15 protein-coding genes are annotated in these 15,960 nt (G+C 59.4%); 10 read left to right on the top strand and 5 right to left on the bottom strand.

Features of this window, described 5'->3' with window-relative positions:
- Positions 1–24: 24 nt before the first annotated feature.
- The 3 genes from G505_RS0113190 (at position 25) to G505_RS0113180 (ending at position 3,756) form a co-directional block, all read left to right on the top strand.
- Positions 25–1,974, top strand: a complete 1,950-nt coding sequence (locus G505_RS0113190; protein WP_028109984.1) for a RecQ family ATP-dependent DNA helicase — start codon at positions 25–27, stop codon at positions 1,972–1,974.
- Between the two features lie 152 nt (positions 1,975–2,126).
- The gene (locus G505_RS0113185; RefSeq protein WP_028109983.1) at positions 2,127–3,236 is read left to right on the top strand and encodes a GGDEF domain-containing protein; all 1,110 of its coding nucleotides are present in this window, start codon (positions 2,127–2,129) and stop codon (positions 3,234–3,236) included.
- Positions 3,237–3,240: 4 nt separating this feature from the next.
- Positions 3,241–3,756: a hypothetical protein gene (locus G505_RS0113180; protein WP_157509199.1), complete on the top strand. Its 516-nt coding sequence runs from the start codon at positions 3,241–3,243 to the stop codon at positions 3,754–3,756.
- A 58-nt stretch (positions 3,757–3,814) separates the two neighbouring features.
- Here G505_RS0113180 and G505_RS21530 read toward each other — a convergent pair whose 3' ends face one another.
- Complete coding sequence (locus G505_RS21530) at positions 3,815–4,312, bottom strand: DUF1842 domain-containing protein (protein ID WP_051216199.1); 498 nt, start codon at positions 4,310–4,312, stop codon at positions 3,815–3,817.
- A 363-nt stretch (positions 4,313–4,675) separates the two neighbouring features.
- Here G505_RS21530 and G505_RS0113170 point away from each other — a divergent pair, with 363 nt between their 5' ends.
- Positions 4,676–6,658 (top strand): TonB-dependent copper receptor, encoded by a 1,983-nt coding sequence (locus tag G505_RS0113170; protein ID WP_028109981.1) that lies wholly within the window; start codon positions 4,676–4,678, stop codon positions 6,656–6,658.
- A 134-nt stretch (positions 6,659–6,792) separates the two neighbouring features.
- Positions 6,793–7,683 carry a lipid kinase YegS gene (gene yegS / locus G505_RS0113165; RefSeq protein ID WP_028109980.1) on the top strand — a complete coding sequence of 297 codons (891 nt, stop codon included), beginning with the start codon at positions 6,793–6,795 and terminating at the stop codon, positions 7,681–7,683.
- A gap of 90 nt (positions 7,684–7,773) precedes the next feature.
- On the opposite strand, the gene G505_RS0113160 is transcribed toward yegS, so the two are convergent.
- Genes G505_RS0113160 through folB form a run of 3 tightly spaced genes read right to left on the bottom strand, consistent with a single transcriptional unit; the run spans position 7,774 to position 9,440 of the window.
- Complete coding sequence (locus tag G505_RS0113160) at positions 7,774–8,568, bottom strand: undecaprenyl-diphosphate phosphatase (protein ID WP_028109979.1); 795 nt, start codon at positions 8,566–8,568, stop codon at positions 7,774–7,776.
- Positions 8,569–9,075 (bottom strand): 2-amino-4-hydroxy-6-hydroxymethyldihydropteridine diphosphokinase, encoded by a 507-nt coding sequence (folK, locus tag G505_RS0113155; RefSeq protein WP_028109978.1) that lies wholly within the window; start codon positions 9,073–9,075, stop codon positions 8,569–8,571.
- A complete protein-coding gene (gene folB, locus G505_RS0113150; protein WP_028109977.1) occupies positions 9,072–9,440 on the bottom strand; it encodes a dihydroneopterin aldolase in 369 nt (122 codons plus the stop codon). The genes folK and folB overlap by 4 nt, the downstream gene beginning before the upstream one ends.
- A 146-nt stretch (positions 9,441–9,586) precedes the next feature.
- Here folB and plsY point away from each other — a divergent pair, with 146 nt between their 5' ends.
- Complete coding sequence (gene plsY / locus G505_RS0113145) at positions 9,587–10,198, top strand: glycerol-3-phosphate 1-O-acyltransferase PlsY (protein WP_035385391.1); 612 nt, start codon at positions 9,587–9,589, stop codon at positions 10,196–10,198.
- Here the strand turns inward: plsY and tsaD are convergent.
- Positions 10,176–11,198: a tRNA (adenosine(37)-N6)-threonylcarbamoyltransferase complex transferase subunit TsaD gene (gene tsaD / locus G505_RS0113140; protein WP_028109975.1), complete on the bottom strand. Its 1,023-nt coding sequence runs from the start codon at positions 11,196–11,198 to the stop codon at positions 10,176–10,178. The genes plsY and tsaD overlap by 23 nt on opposite strands.
- A gap of 299 nt (positions 11,199–11,497) precedes the next feature.
- Between tsaD and rpsU the strand changes: the two genes are divergently transcribed.
- The 4 genes from rpsU to rpoD all read left to right on the top strand — a co-directional run bounded on the left by rpsU (position 11,498) and on the right by rpoD (position 15,930).
- Positions 11,498–11,713 carry a 30S ribosomal protein S21 gene (gene rpsU, locus G505_RS22775; protein WP_084144540.1) on the top strand — a complete coding sequence of 72 codons (216 nt, stop codon included), beginning with the start codon at positions 11,498–11,500 and terminating at the stop codon, positions 11,711–11,713.
- 12 nt (positions 11,714–11,725) lie between these two features.
- Positions 11,726–12,169 carry a GatB/YqeY domain-containing protein gene (locus tag G505_RS0113135; protein ID WP_028109974.1) on the top strand — a complete coding sequence of 148 codons (444 nt, stop codon included), beginning with the start codon at positions 11,726–11,728 and terminating at the stop codon, positions 12,167–12,169.
- 85 nt (positions 12,170–12,254) lie between these two features.
- Entirely contained in the window at positions 12,255–14,018 is a 1,764-nt protein-coding gene (gene dnaG, locus G505_RS0113130; protein WP_028109973.1) for a DNA primase, read from the top strand.
- 79 nt (positions 14,019–14,097) lie between these two features.
- A complete protein-coding gene (gene rpoD / locus G505_RS0113125) occupies positions 14,098–15,930 on the top strand; it encodes an RNA polymerase sigma factor RpoD (protein ID WP_028109972.1) in 1,833 nt (610 codons plus the stop codon).
- Positions 15,931–15,960: the final 30 nt, after the last annotated feature.

Raw genomic sequence — 15,960 nt, 5'->3', positions numbered from 1 at the left:
ACCCCATTCCATCAGGAGCCCTTAATGCCCAGGCAACTGCTCAAGCAACACTTTGGATTTGACCAATTTCGTCCCGGTCAGGAACCGGTGATTCAGCGGCTGCTGGATGGCAACAGTGCCGTGGCGATCTTCCCCACTGGCTCCGGCAAATCCCTGTGCTATCAACTGCCGGCACTGACCCTGCCCCACCTCACCCTGGTGATCTCTCCGCTGCTGGCCCTGATGCAGGATCAACTGGCCTTCCTGCGGCGCCGCGGTATTCCTGCCGCCGCCATCGACTCCAGCCAGAGTTTCGAACAGAGCCGGGATGTGATGCAGCAGGCTCAGCGAGGGGAGCTGAAGATCCTGATGGTGTCGGTAGAGCGCCTGAAGAATGAGCGTTTCCGCCGCTTCATCAGTCAGGTTCCGCTGTCGATGCTGGTGGTGGATGAAGCCCACTGCATCTCCGAATGGGGTCATAACTTCCGACCCGATTACCTGAAGCTGCCCGACTACCGGCGCTGGCTGAAGATACCCCAGGTGCTGCTGCTCACGGCCACGGCCACCCCCAGGGTGATAGAGGACATGTGCGCCCGATTTGAGATCCCAGAGAGCGGGGTAGAAACCACCGGCTTCTATCGCCCCAACCTGGATCTGACGGTGAGGGCCGTCAGCGGAGCCCAGAAACGCACGGCCCTGCTCGATGCGCTGGCCGCAGCACCCGAGGCGCCCACCATCGTCTATGTCACCCAACAGGCCAGCGCCGATGATCTGGCCCAGTGGCTGAGCCAGCACGGGGTCGCCGCTCAGGCTTACCATGCCGGCATGGACCATGATAAACGCGGTGCCTGCCAACAGGCCTTTATGGCGGGCAGGCTCCCGGTGGTGGTGGCCACCATCGCCTTCGGCATGGGGGTGGACAAGGCCGACATCCGACGGGTCATCCACTTCGATCTCCCCAAGTCGGTGGAAAACTACTCTCAGGAGATCGGTCGGGCGGGGCGCGATGGCCAACTGTCTCACTGCCTGCTGCTGGCAGACACCAGCAATCGCACCCTGCTGGAGAACTTTGTCTTCGGCGACACGCCGGAACTGTCCGGAATCCAGATGGTGCTCGACTCTCTGGCGGAGGCAGGCGCCCAGTGGGAACTGATGCCCAACTCCCTGTCGACCCTGAGCAACATCCGCCAGCTCCCCCTGCGTACCCTGCTGGTCTACCTGGAGATGGCGGGGATCATTGAGCCCCAATACAGCTACTTTGCCGAAATCAAGTTCAAGCTGCTGGTCGAGGAAGCCAGCCTGCTCACCCGTTTCGAGGGCGAACGCCAGCAATTCCTTCGAGCCCTGTTGCAACACAGCCACAAGGCGCGTACCTGGTATCAACCGGAGTTTGATGCCCTGCATGCCCAGTACGGCTCCGACCGCAACCGCGCCATGACCGCCCTGGAATACCTGGCCCAGCAGCATCTGGTGGAGCTGCAAACCCGACAGATGACCGAGGTATTCAGGGTGCGCTCTCCCCTGCCGGACCTGCCGTCCCTGGCCACTCAACTGCATCAGCAGTTTATCGACAAACAGCAACAGGAGGTGGCCCGCATCGACCAGATGCTGCTACTGCTGCAAGAGCCGGTCTGTCTGAGTCATGCCCTGGCTCGCTATTTCGGCGACACCCAGGCTCCTGAACGCTGCAACCACTGCTCGGCGTGCCGTGGTGAAGCCACCGCCCTGCCACAACCCCAGCCTGTGGCCATGCCAGATGCCGAGCAGCTGCAGCGCTGGATAACCCCTCTGGCCGATAAGCTGCAGCAGGGGCTGCAACACCCCTTGACCCCCGAACTGGCTGCCCGCTTCCTGTCCGGCCTGCCCACCCCTTGGCTGACCAAGGTACGAGCAAGACAGCTGGCCGGTTTTGGTGCTCTGGAGAACCACCCCTTCCGGGACCTGCTCACCCTGTGCCAGGCCACCCTGACACCGGAGCTTGCCCGACAGGGCTGAATCGACACCATGAAGTTAAGTCGATGAAAAATCAAAAAATGTTTCAACCACGCGCCTGGTGATATTATGAATTCTGTCGGGTAACACATAGGCATTGACCTTTCGAGTGGCTAGTATGAATTTAAGCTTTACCACTCAAATACAATACGCGGATGAAATCCTTCAACTGGAACAAAAACTTCGTTACCGGCTTCGACAGTGTCGACAGCCAACATCAAGAGCTGGTCAGCCTGATCAATGGATTGGGCAACCTTCTCGCAGAAAACAGGTTCGATGAACCGCGCGCCCAGGAGCTGATTCAGAAACTGGCGGATTATGCCCACGACCACTTTCAGGATGAAGAGGCCCTGATGGCGGCCCGGGGCATCGACAGCCGCCACCTGAAACATCACATCGACGACCATCGCCACTTCCTTCAGGAGGTCGCCATACTGCAGCAGTCGGTGAGTACCGAAACCTCCGCCACCTACATGCTGGAATTTCTGATCCACTGGCTGGCTTACCATATCCTGGGCCAGGACCAGAATATGGCCCGTCAGCTGGAGCAGATGGAGGCGGGAGCCTCGGCGGCAGACGCCTTCGACGAGCAGCAGCGCAGCCAGGACCCCGCCACCAGCACCCTGCTCGACGCCATCGGCAGACTGTTTAAACAGGTGTCCGCCCGCAATCTGGAGCTGCAGGAGCTCAATCTCACTCTGGAGGAGAAGGTGGCCAAACGCACCCAGGAACTCAGTGAAGCCAATCGGCATCTGGAGGTGCTCTCCCTCACCGACACCCTGACTCAACTGCCCAACCGGCGTCACGCCATGCAAACCCTGGACGCGTTGTGGCAGGAGGGGCGGAAGACGGAATCGCCAATTGCCGCCATGCTGGTGGATGCGGATTACTTCAAACAGGTTAATGACACCTATGGCCATGACGCCGGCGACCGGGTACTCATCGAGCTGTCCCGGACCCTCAAAGGCGCGGTGCGCACCGACGACCTGGTGTGCCGCCTAGGCGGCGACGAGTTCCTGGTACTCTGCCCCAACACCGATCTAATTGGCGCCCGAAACCTGGCAGAGCAACTGGTGGCCAAGGTAGCAGCCCTCAGGGTGCCCACCGGCGCCGCTCAGTGGCGGGGCAGCATCAGTCTGGGCTTCGCCAGTCAGATACCAGAGACAGACAACTACGAAGCCCTGATCAAGGCCGCCGACCTGGGGGTCTACGCCGCCAAACAGGCGGGAAGGGGCTGCGCCAGGACCACTGCAGCCATTGGGTAAGCTGATGAACCGAGACAAGCTGCTGCAAGCCACAAAGCCCGGCCAAATGATTCATCTTGATATCGGTGAAGATGACCATTTAATTGGTGAGCTGCTGAGTGTGCAATCCGACTATCTCACTATTCATCAGGCCACAGACTTTCACTTTGACGGTTTTGCTCATGTCAGACTTGAGAGCATTCATCACCTCATCGACGATGAGCAAAGCCGTTTCTATTCAGAGCTTTTCGAAAAAACAAACCACGCTCCACCGTCCGAGGAACTTCAATCCCTCCCTGGAACCTTTGATAGGCTACTGGCGCGTATCATCAGCAACAGATTGATCGTCTCCTACCACATCAAAGATATGATGTTGCTTGGGGAAACCCTGGGCTACCTGGATGAAATGATCACCATCCGTCCCATCAATACACTGGGAAAGGTGGGAGAAGCTGAAACCATCTCCAAGAAAGAACTCTTATGTATTCAGGAGCGTACTGAATACGCTCGAGCCTACGCCTGGCATCACCTCAACTCCTGAGAACCATCTCCGTCGCAAGCCACCGCCGGAGCGGTGGCTTGTATCACTCCGTTAGCCGCTAGGCTTCCACGATTGGCTTTTTCTCATGGGCCTTCTCAACCAGCCTCCTACTGCTCTGCTGAGCATCAATGTTCACCAACTCTACCCGGGCCCCCTCCACTTCGTGCCACTGACCGCGGGCAAAGAAGGAGAAGTTGGCCACCCCGGACTGCCAGTCTTCGTTCATCACCATCCTCAGTTTGGCGTTCTTATGCTCAATGGGGTGACCACCCACCAGCAGCGGGCTGATGTCGAACCCTTCCGCCACCACCAGGATGTGGCACTCCTTCATGGTGCACATGTAGGACCACTCTCCGATGAACTGGGACACCACATTGATGGGTGGGCTGACAGGCTGAAAGATGTGGCCCACACCGGACGTGCTCTTATTGACGGTGTCCACCAGCAGTTTGAGGGTCAGGGACGCCCCGCCGAGAATCGGCGTCTCCTTGGTGCCAAGGGCAATCTGATAGGAAACGGGAAACAGGCCGGTTTGAATATCCTTGGAAGTGTTCATAGTTCAATCCTTTGTACTTGATGGATAATCTGAGGCCAGTCGCTGACCTCAGGCACCGCAAGTCTAGGAGTGGGCCTCTGCCCCCGCCACCCTCTGGGATAAAACCAGAGATCCCCCCCGGATTTCGAGCGCCATTCTCCTACAGGGATTGCAACGACGGATCCTCCACAGGGTGATAGGGCGCCGTGGAATAGCAGCCTCAGCGTATAAAAACTCCTAAAAAAACCTCACCAAAGATAACGACTCCTCAACGGCTGCGACCGATTGTCGCACTTCGCCTCTTCATCGTTGCCGAACCCGCCTCATCACGAAAATAATGCGCGCCAACAAACTCTTATAATGAATTCGCTCAGGATGCACACCATGAAATCGACGCTGCTGCCCACGGCCACCGCCGTTGCCGCCATTCTCTCCCTGCCCACCTTCGCCGCAGAAGCAGACCGTCACTGTGACAAAAAACGTTGTGACGAAGTGATTGTGGTGACCGCCGAGCCCATGCAGTCTCCCCTGACCGTGGTCATTGACCCGAAGAAACCCAGGCAACCCATTCCCGCTTTCGACGGTTCCGGCTACCTGCGCACCATTCCCGGCTTTACGGTGACTCGGAAAGGGGGCGCGGGGGGCGACATCAGCTTGCGCGGCATGGCGGGCTCGCGGATCAGCATAGTGAACAACGGCCAGCAGATGCAGGGCACCTGTGGCGGACGGATGGACCCGCCCACCAACTACATCTCTCCGGAAACCTACGAAGAGGTCAGGGTGATCAAGGGGCCTCAGACGGTGAAATATGGCCCGGTGGGCAGCGCCGGCACCGTGGTGTTCTCCCGCGACAGCTATGGCCTCAGTGAAGCGGGCACCGAGGGGCGGGCCAGCATCACCGGCGGCAGTTTCGATCGCAAAGACTACCTGATGGAGCTGCTCACCGGCAGCGAGGACTCCTACTGGCAACTGGACATCAACGGCTCCCAGAGTGACGACTATGAAGATGGCAACGGCGAGAAGATGCAGTCCGAGTACGACCGCCAGAGCGTCAACACCGCCTTTGGCTGGACCCCGAGTCAGGGTCAGGTGGTGGAGCTGAGCTACGGCTACTCCCAGGGCAGCGCCGAGTACGCCGACCGGGCCAACAAGGCCAGGCAGATAGACAACGAGAACCTGTCGCTGCTGATGCGCAGCGATCTGGAGAGTGACTGGGCCAGGTCCATCGAATTCCAAATCTACGCCAATCAAAACGATCACATCATGGATCAGTTCGATCGCCCCATCAGCGATCCGGACAACCTGCCCGTGGGGATGAACCCCAGGCGCACCACCTATGGCGGCCACCTCTGGCTGGATCTGGCACCGGACCAGCGGTGGCAGCTGACCCTGGGGCTGGATGCCCTGGACAGCACCCAGGATATGCGCGGCGGTAAGAGCCTGGATCAGCTGGAAGCGGCCCCCTTCAAGGAGGTGTTCAACCAGCAGAGTGTTGGCCTGTTCATCGAATCGGACTATCAGCTGAGCCAGGGGACGGTCAAGGCCGGTGTCCGTCTGGATCGGTGGGCCACCGAGTTGCGCGGCAGCTGGGCGGGCGACAACAAGGACAACAGCCGGGATGACACCCTGTTCTCCGGCTTTGCTCGTTATGAACTGACCCGGGGTCAGCATCAATGGTATGCCGGCTTCGGCCACGCCGAACGCATCGCCGACTACTGGGAGGTGATGAAGGCGGGTACCCATCTCACCCTGGATCCCGAAACCACCGATCAGCTGGATCTGGGTTGGATCCATCAGGGCCCGGTGGAACTGTCCCTGTCGCTGTTCTACGCCGAACTGAGCGATTACATCCTGATCGACAACAACAGCATGCCCTCCGCCCGCAACATCGACGCCACCCTGTGGGGCGGCGAGGCCGGCCTGACCTGGGCCTTCGCCGACCATTGGCAGTGGGTCACCACCCTGGCGTACAGCCGAGGGGAGAACGACAGTGAGGACCGCCCCCTGGGCCAGATCTCCCCCCTGGAGGCCAAGCTGGCACTGAACTATGAACGGGACGGCTGGAGTTTCGGCGCCCTGTGGCGACTGGTGGCCGAGCAGGACAGAGTGGCCGTCGGCCAGGGCAACATCGTTGGCCAGGATCTGGGGGAAACTGCGGGCTTTGGGGTGGTCTCCCTCAATGGCGCCTGGCGCTTCGCCGACGACTTCACCCTGAGCATGGGCATCGACAACCTGCTGGATAAGGCCTACGCCGAGCACATCAGCAAAAGCGGTGCCGGCAACGACCTGCTTCCGCCGGAAGAGCGTACCCGCCAGGTGAATGAGCCGGGGCGTACCCTGTGGGCCAAGCTGGACTATCAGTTCTGACCGCATTCGGGAGGCCGCCTGGCCTCCAACCCCCTCTCCAAGTGACTCGGCCCCGTCCTTTTGCAGTTGTTCACGTCGCCAAACTCCTCCTCATCCATTAGGGTTAACTCATCGACATGATCAGGGAGTGTCTGATGCGTCTTATCCTCAATGGCAAAAAAGCAAACCAGGATCCGGTTCGCCAGGGGATCCTGGTCCAGCGCCACCACGGCCCCATCGAAGTGCGAGTCACCTGGGAGGGGGACGACGTCGCCAGGCTGGTGGCAGAAGCGATCCAGGAGGGATGCCCCCGGCTGGTGGCTGGGGGAGGTGACGGTACGGTCAACGAGCTGGTATCGGCGCTGATGGCCCACCCCAGAGAGCGAAGACCACAGCTGGCGATCCTGCCCCTGGGCACCGCCAACGACTTTGCCACTGCCTGCGCCATTCCCACGGAGGTGGAAGCGGCACTGGCCCTGGCTCGCGATGGGCAATCTAGGCCGGTGGACGTGGCCAGTGCCAACGAGCGTTACTTCATCAACGTCGCCAGCGGCGGTTTTGGCGCCCGGGTCACCGCCACCACTCCGGTGGCCCTGAAGAACTTCCTCGGCGGAGGCGCCTACACCCTTAATGGCCTGCTGCAGGCGTTGAAGTTCGAACCCTACGAGGGGCAGTTACTCACCCCCAACGGCCCGCTGGAGAACCGCATCCTGGTCGGGGCGGTGTGCAACGGCCGTCAGGCCGGAGGCGGTCAGCCGCTGGCCCCTATGGCATGCATCGACGACGGCCTGCTGGACTTCGTCGGCCTCTCCGCCTTTACTCCCCAGGACCTGCCCCAGGTTCTGAAGGAGCTGGAGTCGCCGGCGCCGGACAACCACTTTGTCACCTGGATGCAACTGCCCTGGGCCGAGTACCAGGCCGACGATCCGATGCCAATGAACCTGGATGGCGAACCGATCCACGCCTCCCGGATCCGCTTCCAGGTCCATCCCGGCGCCGTCAACCTGGTGCTGCCACCGGACTGCCCCTGTGCGGGTGGCGGCTAGCACCCTCCCCTGGATTCTAGAAGGCGGCGTGTCTGTGACAGCCGGGTACAAAAAAGCGGCCCGATGGCCGCTTTTCTCATGCCGATACCGCTACACGAAGAAGGCAAACAGCAGGCCCGCCAGAACCAGGCGGTAGATGACGAAGGGCAGCATACCCATATTGCTGATCATCTTAAGGAAGTAGTGGATACACAGGTAGGCGGACACAAAGGCCACCACCAGGGACACACCCAAAGGCGCCCAATTCACCGGTTCCGGGTTGCCAATCAGGCCCAGAGCCTCGTAACCACCGGCCAGCGCCCCCACCGGGATCGCCAACAGGAAGGAGAACCGAGCGGCGGCGACCCGGTTCAGCCCCACCAACAGGGCCGCAGTGATGGTGACACCGGAACGGGAGGTTCCGGGAATCAATGCCATCGCCTGGGCGATACCGATAAACAGCACCAGCTGCCAGGTCAGATCCTCAATGCCCCGCTTCTCACTGGGCTTGGCGTCTGCCCACCACAGCAGCAGACCGAAGATCAGGGTGGAGCTGGCCACCACCAGGGTGCTGCGGAAATGGGTGCCGATGAAATCGTTGAACAGCAGGCCGGAGAGCCCGACGGGAATGGTGCCCAATATGATGAGCCAGGCGAGTTTGCTCTGATCACAGTGACGTCCGGTAAGCGAGCGCAACCAGGCGGCCAGCAGGGAAACCACATCCTGGCGGAAATAGATCACCACCGCCGCCAGGGTACCCAGGTTGACGATGGCATCAAAGGCCAGCCCCTGATCCGGCCAGCCCAGCAGCTGCGACGGCAAGATCAGATGCGCCGAGCTGGAGATGGGTAGAAATTCGGTGATCCCCTGAATCAGGGCGAGCCAGAAGGCTTGTATCAGATCCATTTACTGCATGTCTCCGGAGGGTAACCAGTGGAAAGCCACTGGCCACAGTTTCTGTTGAGTCTTATCAAAGTCCCGCCATCGCTGCGACAGGGGAGCATCATCGCCGGGCATCACCAGATCGGGAGCCAGTTCGGCCAGGGGCCACAACACAAAGGCGTTAAAACGAATCTCTGGCCTGGGCAACACCAGGGGCTGCTGGCACTGAGTCTCTCCGAACAGCAGCAGATCCAGATCGACAGTGCGACTGGAAAACTTCTGGGCATCCGGGGCGCGGCCGTGTTTAAGCTCTATCTGACGCAGCGCCGCTGCGGTAGCCGCCAGAGGGAGCTTGGAGTCGCAGGCCACAACAAAGTTCAGGAAGTTATCCCCGTCAAAACCCACCGCTTCACTTTCAAACACCCTGGACAGAGTCAGGGGGCCAAAGTGACGAAACAGGTCATCCAGGGCGGGAGGAATGTTCTCTCTGGGACAGATGTTGCTGCCGACACTGATGTAGATGCGGGTCACGGGTTGGTCCTGCTGCCCCGCTCAATACGCACCCCGAGGTTGGTGGCATTGCTCACCGCACCGGGTTTGTTGACCGTCACCTTGACCCAGTGCACGCCGAAGCGGCTGCGAATCAGCTCGGCCACTTTTTCAGCCACGGTTTCCACCAGCTCGTGGGGCGTCCCCTCCACCAGCTCGGTCACGGCCGTGGACACGGTGTCGTAACACAGGGCATGACGGTAGTCGTCCGAGGCGGCGGCCGGCCGGTTATCCCAACTCATCTCCAGGTCAATAAACAGGGTCTGGGTGATCGTCTTCTCCCAGTCGAAAACCCCGATGACCGCTTCACATTTCAGCTGGTCGACGAAAACCGTATCTGTTTGCAACTCTGGTACTCCAATCAAAGGTTAGATACCCTAATATCCTGTCCGTAGGCGGGTGTGGCGGAATCATAAAGCCTTTTACCCCATCGCGGCAAACCGCAACCACCACCGTCGGTGGCCATTTACGCAGAAAAGGACGCGCCGTGTCGATGACCCTGATGATGATCCTGTTTGCCTACCTGCTGGGTTCCGTATCCAGTGCGGTATTGGTGTGCAAGCTCAAAGGGTTACCCGATCCAAGAACCAGCGGCTCCAACAACCCGGGCGCCACCAATGTACTCAGGCTGGGAGGAAAGAGCGCGGCGGTAATGGTGCTGCTGTTCGACGTGCTCAAGGGCACCATTCCGGTGTGGACCAGCTACCACCTGGGCATTGACCCCCTGTCCCTGGCCTTTATCGGCATCGCCGCCTGCCTGGGCCACATCTACCCGGTGTTTTTCGGCTTTCGCGGCGGCAAGGGGGTCGCCACCGCGCTGGGCGCGCTGGCGCCCATCAGTGACTGGATGGGACTGCTGATCATCGCCACCTGGCTGGTGATCGTCTGGGTGACACAATACGCCTCCCTGGGTGCGGTGATCACCTCAATGCTGGCTCCCCTGTACACCTACCTGATCAAACCCCAGTACACCCTGTCGGTGGTGCTGCTGTGTCTGTTGATCATCTGGCGGCACCAGCCGAATCTGGTGCGCCTGTGGCAAGGCAAGGAGCCTAAGGTGTCGGAACGCCTGAAGGCGAAGGCTAAGCAACCCCCGGCGCCTTGAGGGTATCCAGAGGCCAGCGCGGCTGACACTTCACCGACAGGGGCTGAGTTTCTCCGGCCTTGAGCCGCTGCAGACCCGCGTAAGCGATCATCGCGCCATTGTCGGTACAGAACTCATTTCTGGGGTAATACACCTCACCCTTCTGCTTGGCCATCATCGCCGCCAACTGGGCTCGCAGATGTTTGTTGGCACTCACCCCCCCGGCGATTACCAGACGATTCAACCCGGTCTCCTTCAGGGCACGCCGGCATTTGATCGCCAGGGTGTCCACCACGGCGTCTTCGAACGCGCGGGCAATGTCGGCCCGGGTCTGCTCATCATCCCCTTCGGCGGCGATGGTGTTGGCAGCGAAGGTCTTGAGGCCTGAGAAACTGAAATCCAGGCCTGGTCGGTCACACATGGGACGGGGGAAGGTAAAGCGTCCCGGGGTGCCCTTCTCCGCCAGCTTAGCCAACAGCGGCCCCCCCGGGTAATCCAGCCCCATCAGCTTGGCGGTCTTGTCAAACGCCTCACCGGCCGCATCATCGATGGACTCCCCCAGTGCCTGGTACTGGCCGATGCCATCCACACGAACCAGCATGGTGTGGCCTCCAGAGACCAGCAGGGCCACAAAGGGGAACTCTGGCGGTGTCTCTTCCAGCATGGGCGCCAGCAGATGACCCTCCATATGGTGTACCGCCACCGCGGGAATGTTCCAGGCCAGGGCCAGACTGCGACCGACACAGGCACCCACCAGCAGGGCGCCAACCAGGCCGGGGCCTGCGGTATAGGCGATGCCGTCAATCTCGTCCGGGGTCAGGCCGGCATTGGCCACCGCCTCCTTGACCAGCGGCACAATCTTGCGCACATGGTCCCGGGAGGCCAGTTCCGGCACAACACCGCCATAATCTGCATGCAGTTTTACCTGACTGTAGAGGGCGTGTGATAACAGCCCACGCTCATCGTCGTAGATGGCGATTCCAGTTTCATCACAGGAAGTTTCGATTCCCAACAGCCGCATGCTAGACTCTCACATTAATAGTTGAAGGCGGCAATTCTACCTGCGCCTTGGCCAGGATACCAATCCCAGCCGGCACAACCGCCGTTAACCCGGGGAAACTCACCGGGCGCAACCGAAAATTTCCTTTCACCTTAATGGGTTGAGAGGCGGTTTTGTTTTGGTTGTTACCCAAGTTCCTCAAGACCGTTGAATGGCCCTTTACAAGGCAGTGCGGTTCAGAGTAGAATTTCGCACCATTTTGAACTTACGCCGGTCAAAAGATGACCAGCTCAAACCCAATTTATTGAGGTGAGTGGCAGATGCCAGTAATTAAAGTACGTGAAAACGAGCCCTTTGACGTAGCCCTGCGTCGCTTCAAGCGTTCCTGCGAGAAGGCAGGTATCCTGTCTGAAGTACGTCGCCGCGAGCACTATGAGAAGCCTACCACTGCACGTAAGCGCGCTAAAGCTGCTGCTTCCAAGCGTCACGCTAAGAAGCTGTCTCGCGAAAACGCTCGTCGTACTCGTCTGTACTAAGCAGAGTTTACGATGTCCGTAGTTGAGCGTCTTAAAGACGAGCAGAAAACTGCCATGCGTGCTAAAGATAAGGCACGCCTGGGCACCATCCGCCTGGCTCTGGCTGCGGTTAAGCAGCAAGAGGTGGACGGCCAGAAAACCCTGACCGACGATGAAGTCACCGTGGTTCTGACCAAGATGGTCAAACAGCGTCGCGACTCCATCAGTCAGTTTGAGGCCGCAGGCCGTCAGGATTTGGCCGACGTGGAAGCCGCCGAAGTTGTGGTGCTGCAGGAGTTTCTCCCTCAGCCTTTGACCGAGGAGGAGCTGAACGCTCTGGTAGACAAGGCACTGGCGGATTCCGGTGCCAGCTCAATGCAGGATATGGGCAAGGTGATGGGGCTTCTGAAGCCTCAGGTTCAGGGTCGTGCCGACATGGGCGCGGTCAGTGGTCTGATTAAGGCCCGTCTGAGCTGAGCCATCTTGCCTTAGCGTGAAACAAGCCGTGCCCTGCACGGCTTGTTCGTCTCTAATTGATAGCACCGCGGAGACTCATAAGTAAGTGGCAGGGCGTATCCCCAGAGATTTTATTGACCAGCTACTGGCCCGAGTCGACATTGTCGATCTGATCGACGCACGCGTAAAACTTAAGAAAGCAGGCAAGAATCACAGCGCCTGTTGCCCATTCCACAACGAAAAATCCCCCTCCTTCACCGTCAGCCAGGATAAGCAGTTCTATCACTGTTTTGGCTGTGGCGCCCACGGCAATGCCCTGGACTTTGTGATGGAGTATGACCGGCTGGAGTTTCTCGACGCCATCGAGGAGCTGTCGTCCACTGTGGGCCTAGAGGTCCCCAGGGAACAGGGCCTGAGCGCCCGCCAGCAACAGGCCCCCAAACTCACCAGCCACTACGAGCTGATGGACTGGGCCGCCCGCTTTTTCCAACTGCAGTTGCGCAAACACGCCCAGCGCCAGAAGGTGATCGACTACATTCGGGCCCGAGGCCTGGACGGCGATACCGTAAAGAAATTTGGCATCGGCTTCGCCCCGGATGGCTGGGACAACCTGCAGTCACAACACAAGCAGAACCCTACCGGCCTGAGCGTGCTGACCGAGTGTGGCATGCTGATCGCTAAGGAGGGGGGAGGCCGAAGCTACGACCGCTTCCGCGACCGGCTGATGTTTCCCATCCGTGACCGCCGAGGCCGGGTGGTGGCCTTCGGGGGCCGGGTATTGGGTGACGGCACCCCGAAATACCTGAACTCGCCAGAAACCCCCATCTTCCACAAGGGGCGCGAGCTCTATGGCCTGTATGAGCTGAAACAGCACGACAGGAACCCCACCAGAATTCTGGTGGTCGAAGGCTATATGGATGTGGTGGCCCTGGCCCAACATGGGGTTCCTTATGCGGTGGCCTCGCTGGGCACCTCCACCACCGCCGACCAGATGCAGCTGCTGGTCCGCACCAGCAAGCAGGTAATCTGCTGTTACGACGGCGATAATGCCGGCCGGGAAGCGGCCTGGCGCGCCATGGAAACCGCCCTGCCCTATCTGCGGGACGGTATCCAGCTGAAATTCATGTTCCTTCCCGATGGGGAGGATCCGGACAGCCTGGTTCGTAAACAGGGCAAGGAGGCGTTTGAAGCCTTGGTGGAGAAGGCGATGCCTCTCTCCGATTACCTGTTTGATACCCTGCTGTCCGACGCAGACCTCTCCAGCCAGGAGGGCAAGGCCCAACTGGCCAGCACCATGGAGCCACTCCTTAACAAGGTGCCCGACGGTCTGCTGAAGGAGAGTCTGTTTGCCCGGTTGCGCACCGAACTGGGCTGGGGAGCCGACTCGCTGCGACAACGCAGTGCTCCCCAGGTGGTTCAACCCACCGGGGCACAGGGGCGTGGAACGCCGGTTCGCCGGGCCATCGCCCTTCTGCAGCAACAACCTTCACTGGGCCACAATATGCCGGTGCAGGAGGAGTTACAGCACCTGGAGATGGCGGGTTTGCCGCTGCTTCGGGAGATGCTGGAGATCTGCCGCCCCGAACCACTGACCACAGGTCAGCTGATGGAGCGGTTCAGGGGCCGTCCTGAACACGGCACCTTGAGTAAGCTGCTGAACTGGAAACTGGAGCTCAGTGATGAGTCCGCTTTCCGCCAGGAGTTTACCGACTGTTTATTATGGTTAAACCAACGTTTTTTTGAACAGATGTCAGAGCAACTGCAACGTAAAGCGCGTGATGGTTCAATATCCACCGATGAGCTACGTCAATTGCAAGAGATGAATCTGTTATTACAGGGGCTTAAGGCCCCGGCAAAGGCTAGCGATTGAACCGCCGAAACGCTATAATTGGCTATTTGCGCGGCTGTCGCTCAAACACTCTGTTCGCATAAGTAAGTGGATGATATCTATGGATCAAACTCCGCAGTCACAACTCAAGCTTCTGGTAGCCAAGGGCAAAGAGCAGGGCTACTTGACCTACGCCGAGGTGAACGACCACCTTCCGGCGGATATGATCGATTCCGATCAGATCGAAGATATTATCCAGATGATAAACGACATGGGTATTCAGGTTTTCGAGTCCGCCCCGGACAGCGATGACCTGATGATGTCGGAAGACGCCACGGATGAAGACGCTGCCGAAGCCGCCGCTCAGGTGCTGGCCAGCGTAGAGGGCGAGCTGGGCCGCACCACTGACCCCGTACGCATGTACATGCGTGAAATGGGTACAGTTGAGCTGCTGACCCGCGAAGGCGAAATTCTGATCGCCAAGCGCATCGAGGATGGTATCAACCAGGTACAGTGCTCTGTCGCCGAGTACCCGGAAGCGATCTCCTTCCTGCTGGATCAGTGGGATCGTTTCGAGGCGGATGAGATCCGCCTGTCTGAGATCATCTCCGGCTTCGTTTCCGAAGATGAAGATCAGAACAACGTTGCCCCGACCGCCACCCACGTTGGCTCCGAGCTGTCCCAGGAAGATCTGGACGACGAAGACGACGAGGATGAGGACGACGAAGAGGAGACCTCCTCCGGTCCGGATCCGGAAGAGGCCCGTGAGAAGTTTGGTGAACTGCGCCGCCACTATGAGTTGGCCCAGCAGGCGATCGCCGATCACGGTCATGACTCCGTCGAAGTGGCCATGGTAGTGACTCGCCTGTCCGAACTGTTTAAGCAGTTCCGCCTGGTGCCCAAGCAGTTCGACCACCTGGTTGGCAACATGCGTACCATGATGGATCGCGTGCGCATCCAGGAACGCCTGATCATGAAGCTCTGTGTCGAACAGGCCAAGATGCCCAAGAAGAACTTCATGAAAGCCTTCGCCGGCAGCGAAACCGACGACAGCTGGCTGCAGACCGAAGTGTCCGCCGGCAAGAGCTACAGCGATGCCCTGACCAAGGTGCAGGACGAAGTATCCCGCTGCCAGGCCAAGCTGGGCCAGGTTGAGGTGGAAACCCGCCTGACCATCGGTCGCATCAAGGACATCAACCGCCGTATGTCCATCGGTGAAGCCAAGGCCCGCCGAGCCAAGAAAGAGATGGTGGAAGCCAACCTGCGTCTGGTAATCTCCATCGCCAAGAAGTACACCAACCGTGGTCTGCAGTTCCTGGACCTGATTCAGGAAGGTAACATCGGCCTGATGAAGGCGGTGGACAAGTTCGAGTACCGTCGAGGCTACAAGTTCTCCACCTACGCCACCTGGTGGATCCGTCAGGCGATCACCCGCTCCATTGCTGACCAGGCCCGTACCATCCGTATTCCGGTGCATATGATCGAGACCATCAACAAACTGAACCGCATCTCCCGTCAGATGCTTCAGGAGATGGGCCGTGAAGCCACGCCGGAAGAGCTGGCCGAACGGATGCTGATGCCGGAAGACAAGATTCGCAAGGTCCTGAAAATCGCCAAGGAACCCATCTCCATGGAGACCCCCATTGGTGATGATGAAGATTCCCACCTGGGTGACTTCATCGAGGATACCACCCTGGCCCAGCCCATCGATGCCGCCACCAGCGAAAGCCTGAAAGTGGCCACCAATGAGGTGCTGGAAGGGCTGACCGCTCGCGAAGCCAAAGTGCTGCGGATGCGCTTCGGTATCGACATGAACACCGATCACACCCTGGAAGAGGTGGGTAAGCAGTTTGACGTAACCCGTGAGCGTATTCGTCAGATTGAAGCCAAAGCGCTGCGTAAGCTGCGCCACCCCTCCCGCTCTGAAATTCTCAAGAGTTTCCTCGACGAGTAATTCAGAAAAAGAAAACGCCCCGCCAATGCG

The sequence above is a fragment of the Ferrimonas futtsuensis DSM 18154 genome (assembly GCF_000422645.1).
Classification (GTDB): Bacteria; Pseudomonadota; Gammaproteobacteria; order Enterobacterales; family Shewanellaceae; genus Ferrimonas; species Ferrimonas futtsuensis.
Note: the sequence above shows the minus strand (reverse complement) of the source record. Positions and strands in the feature narration are given on the sequence as shown.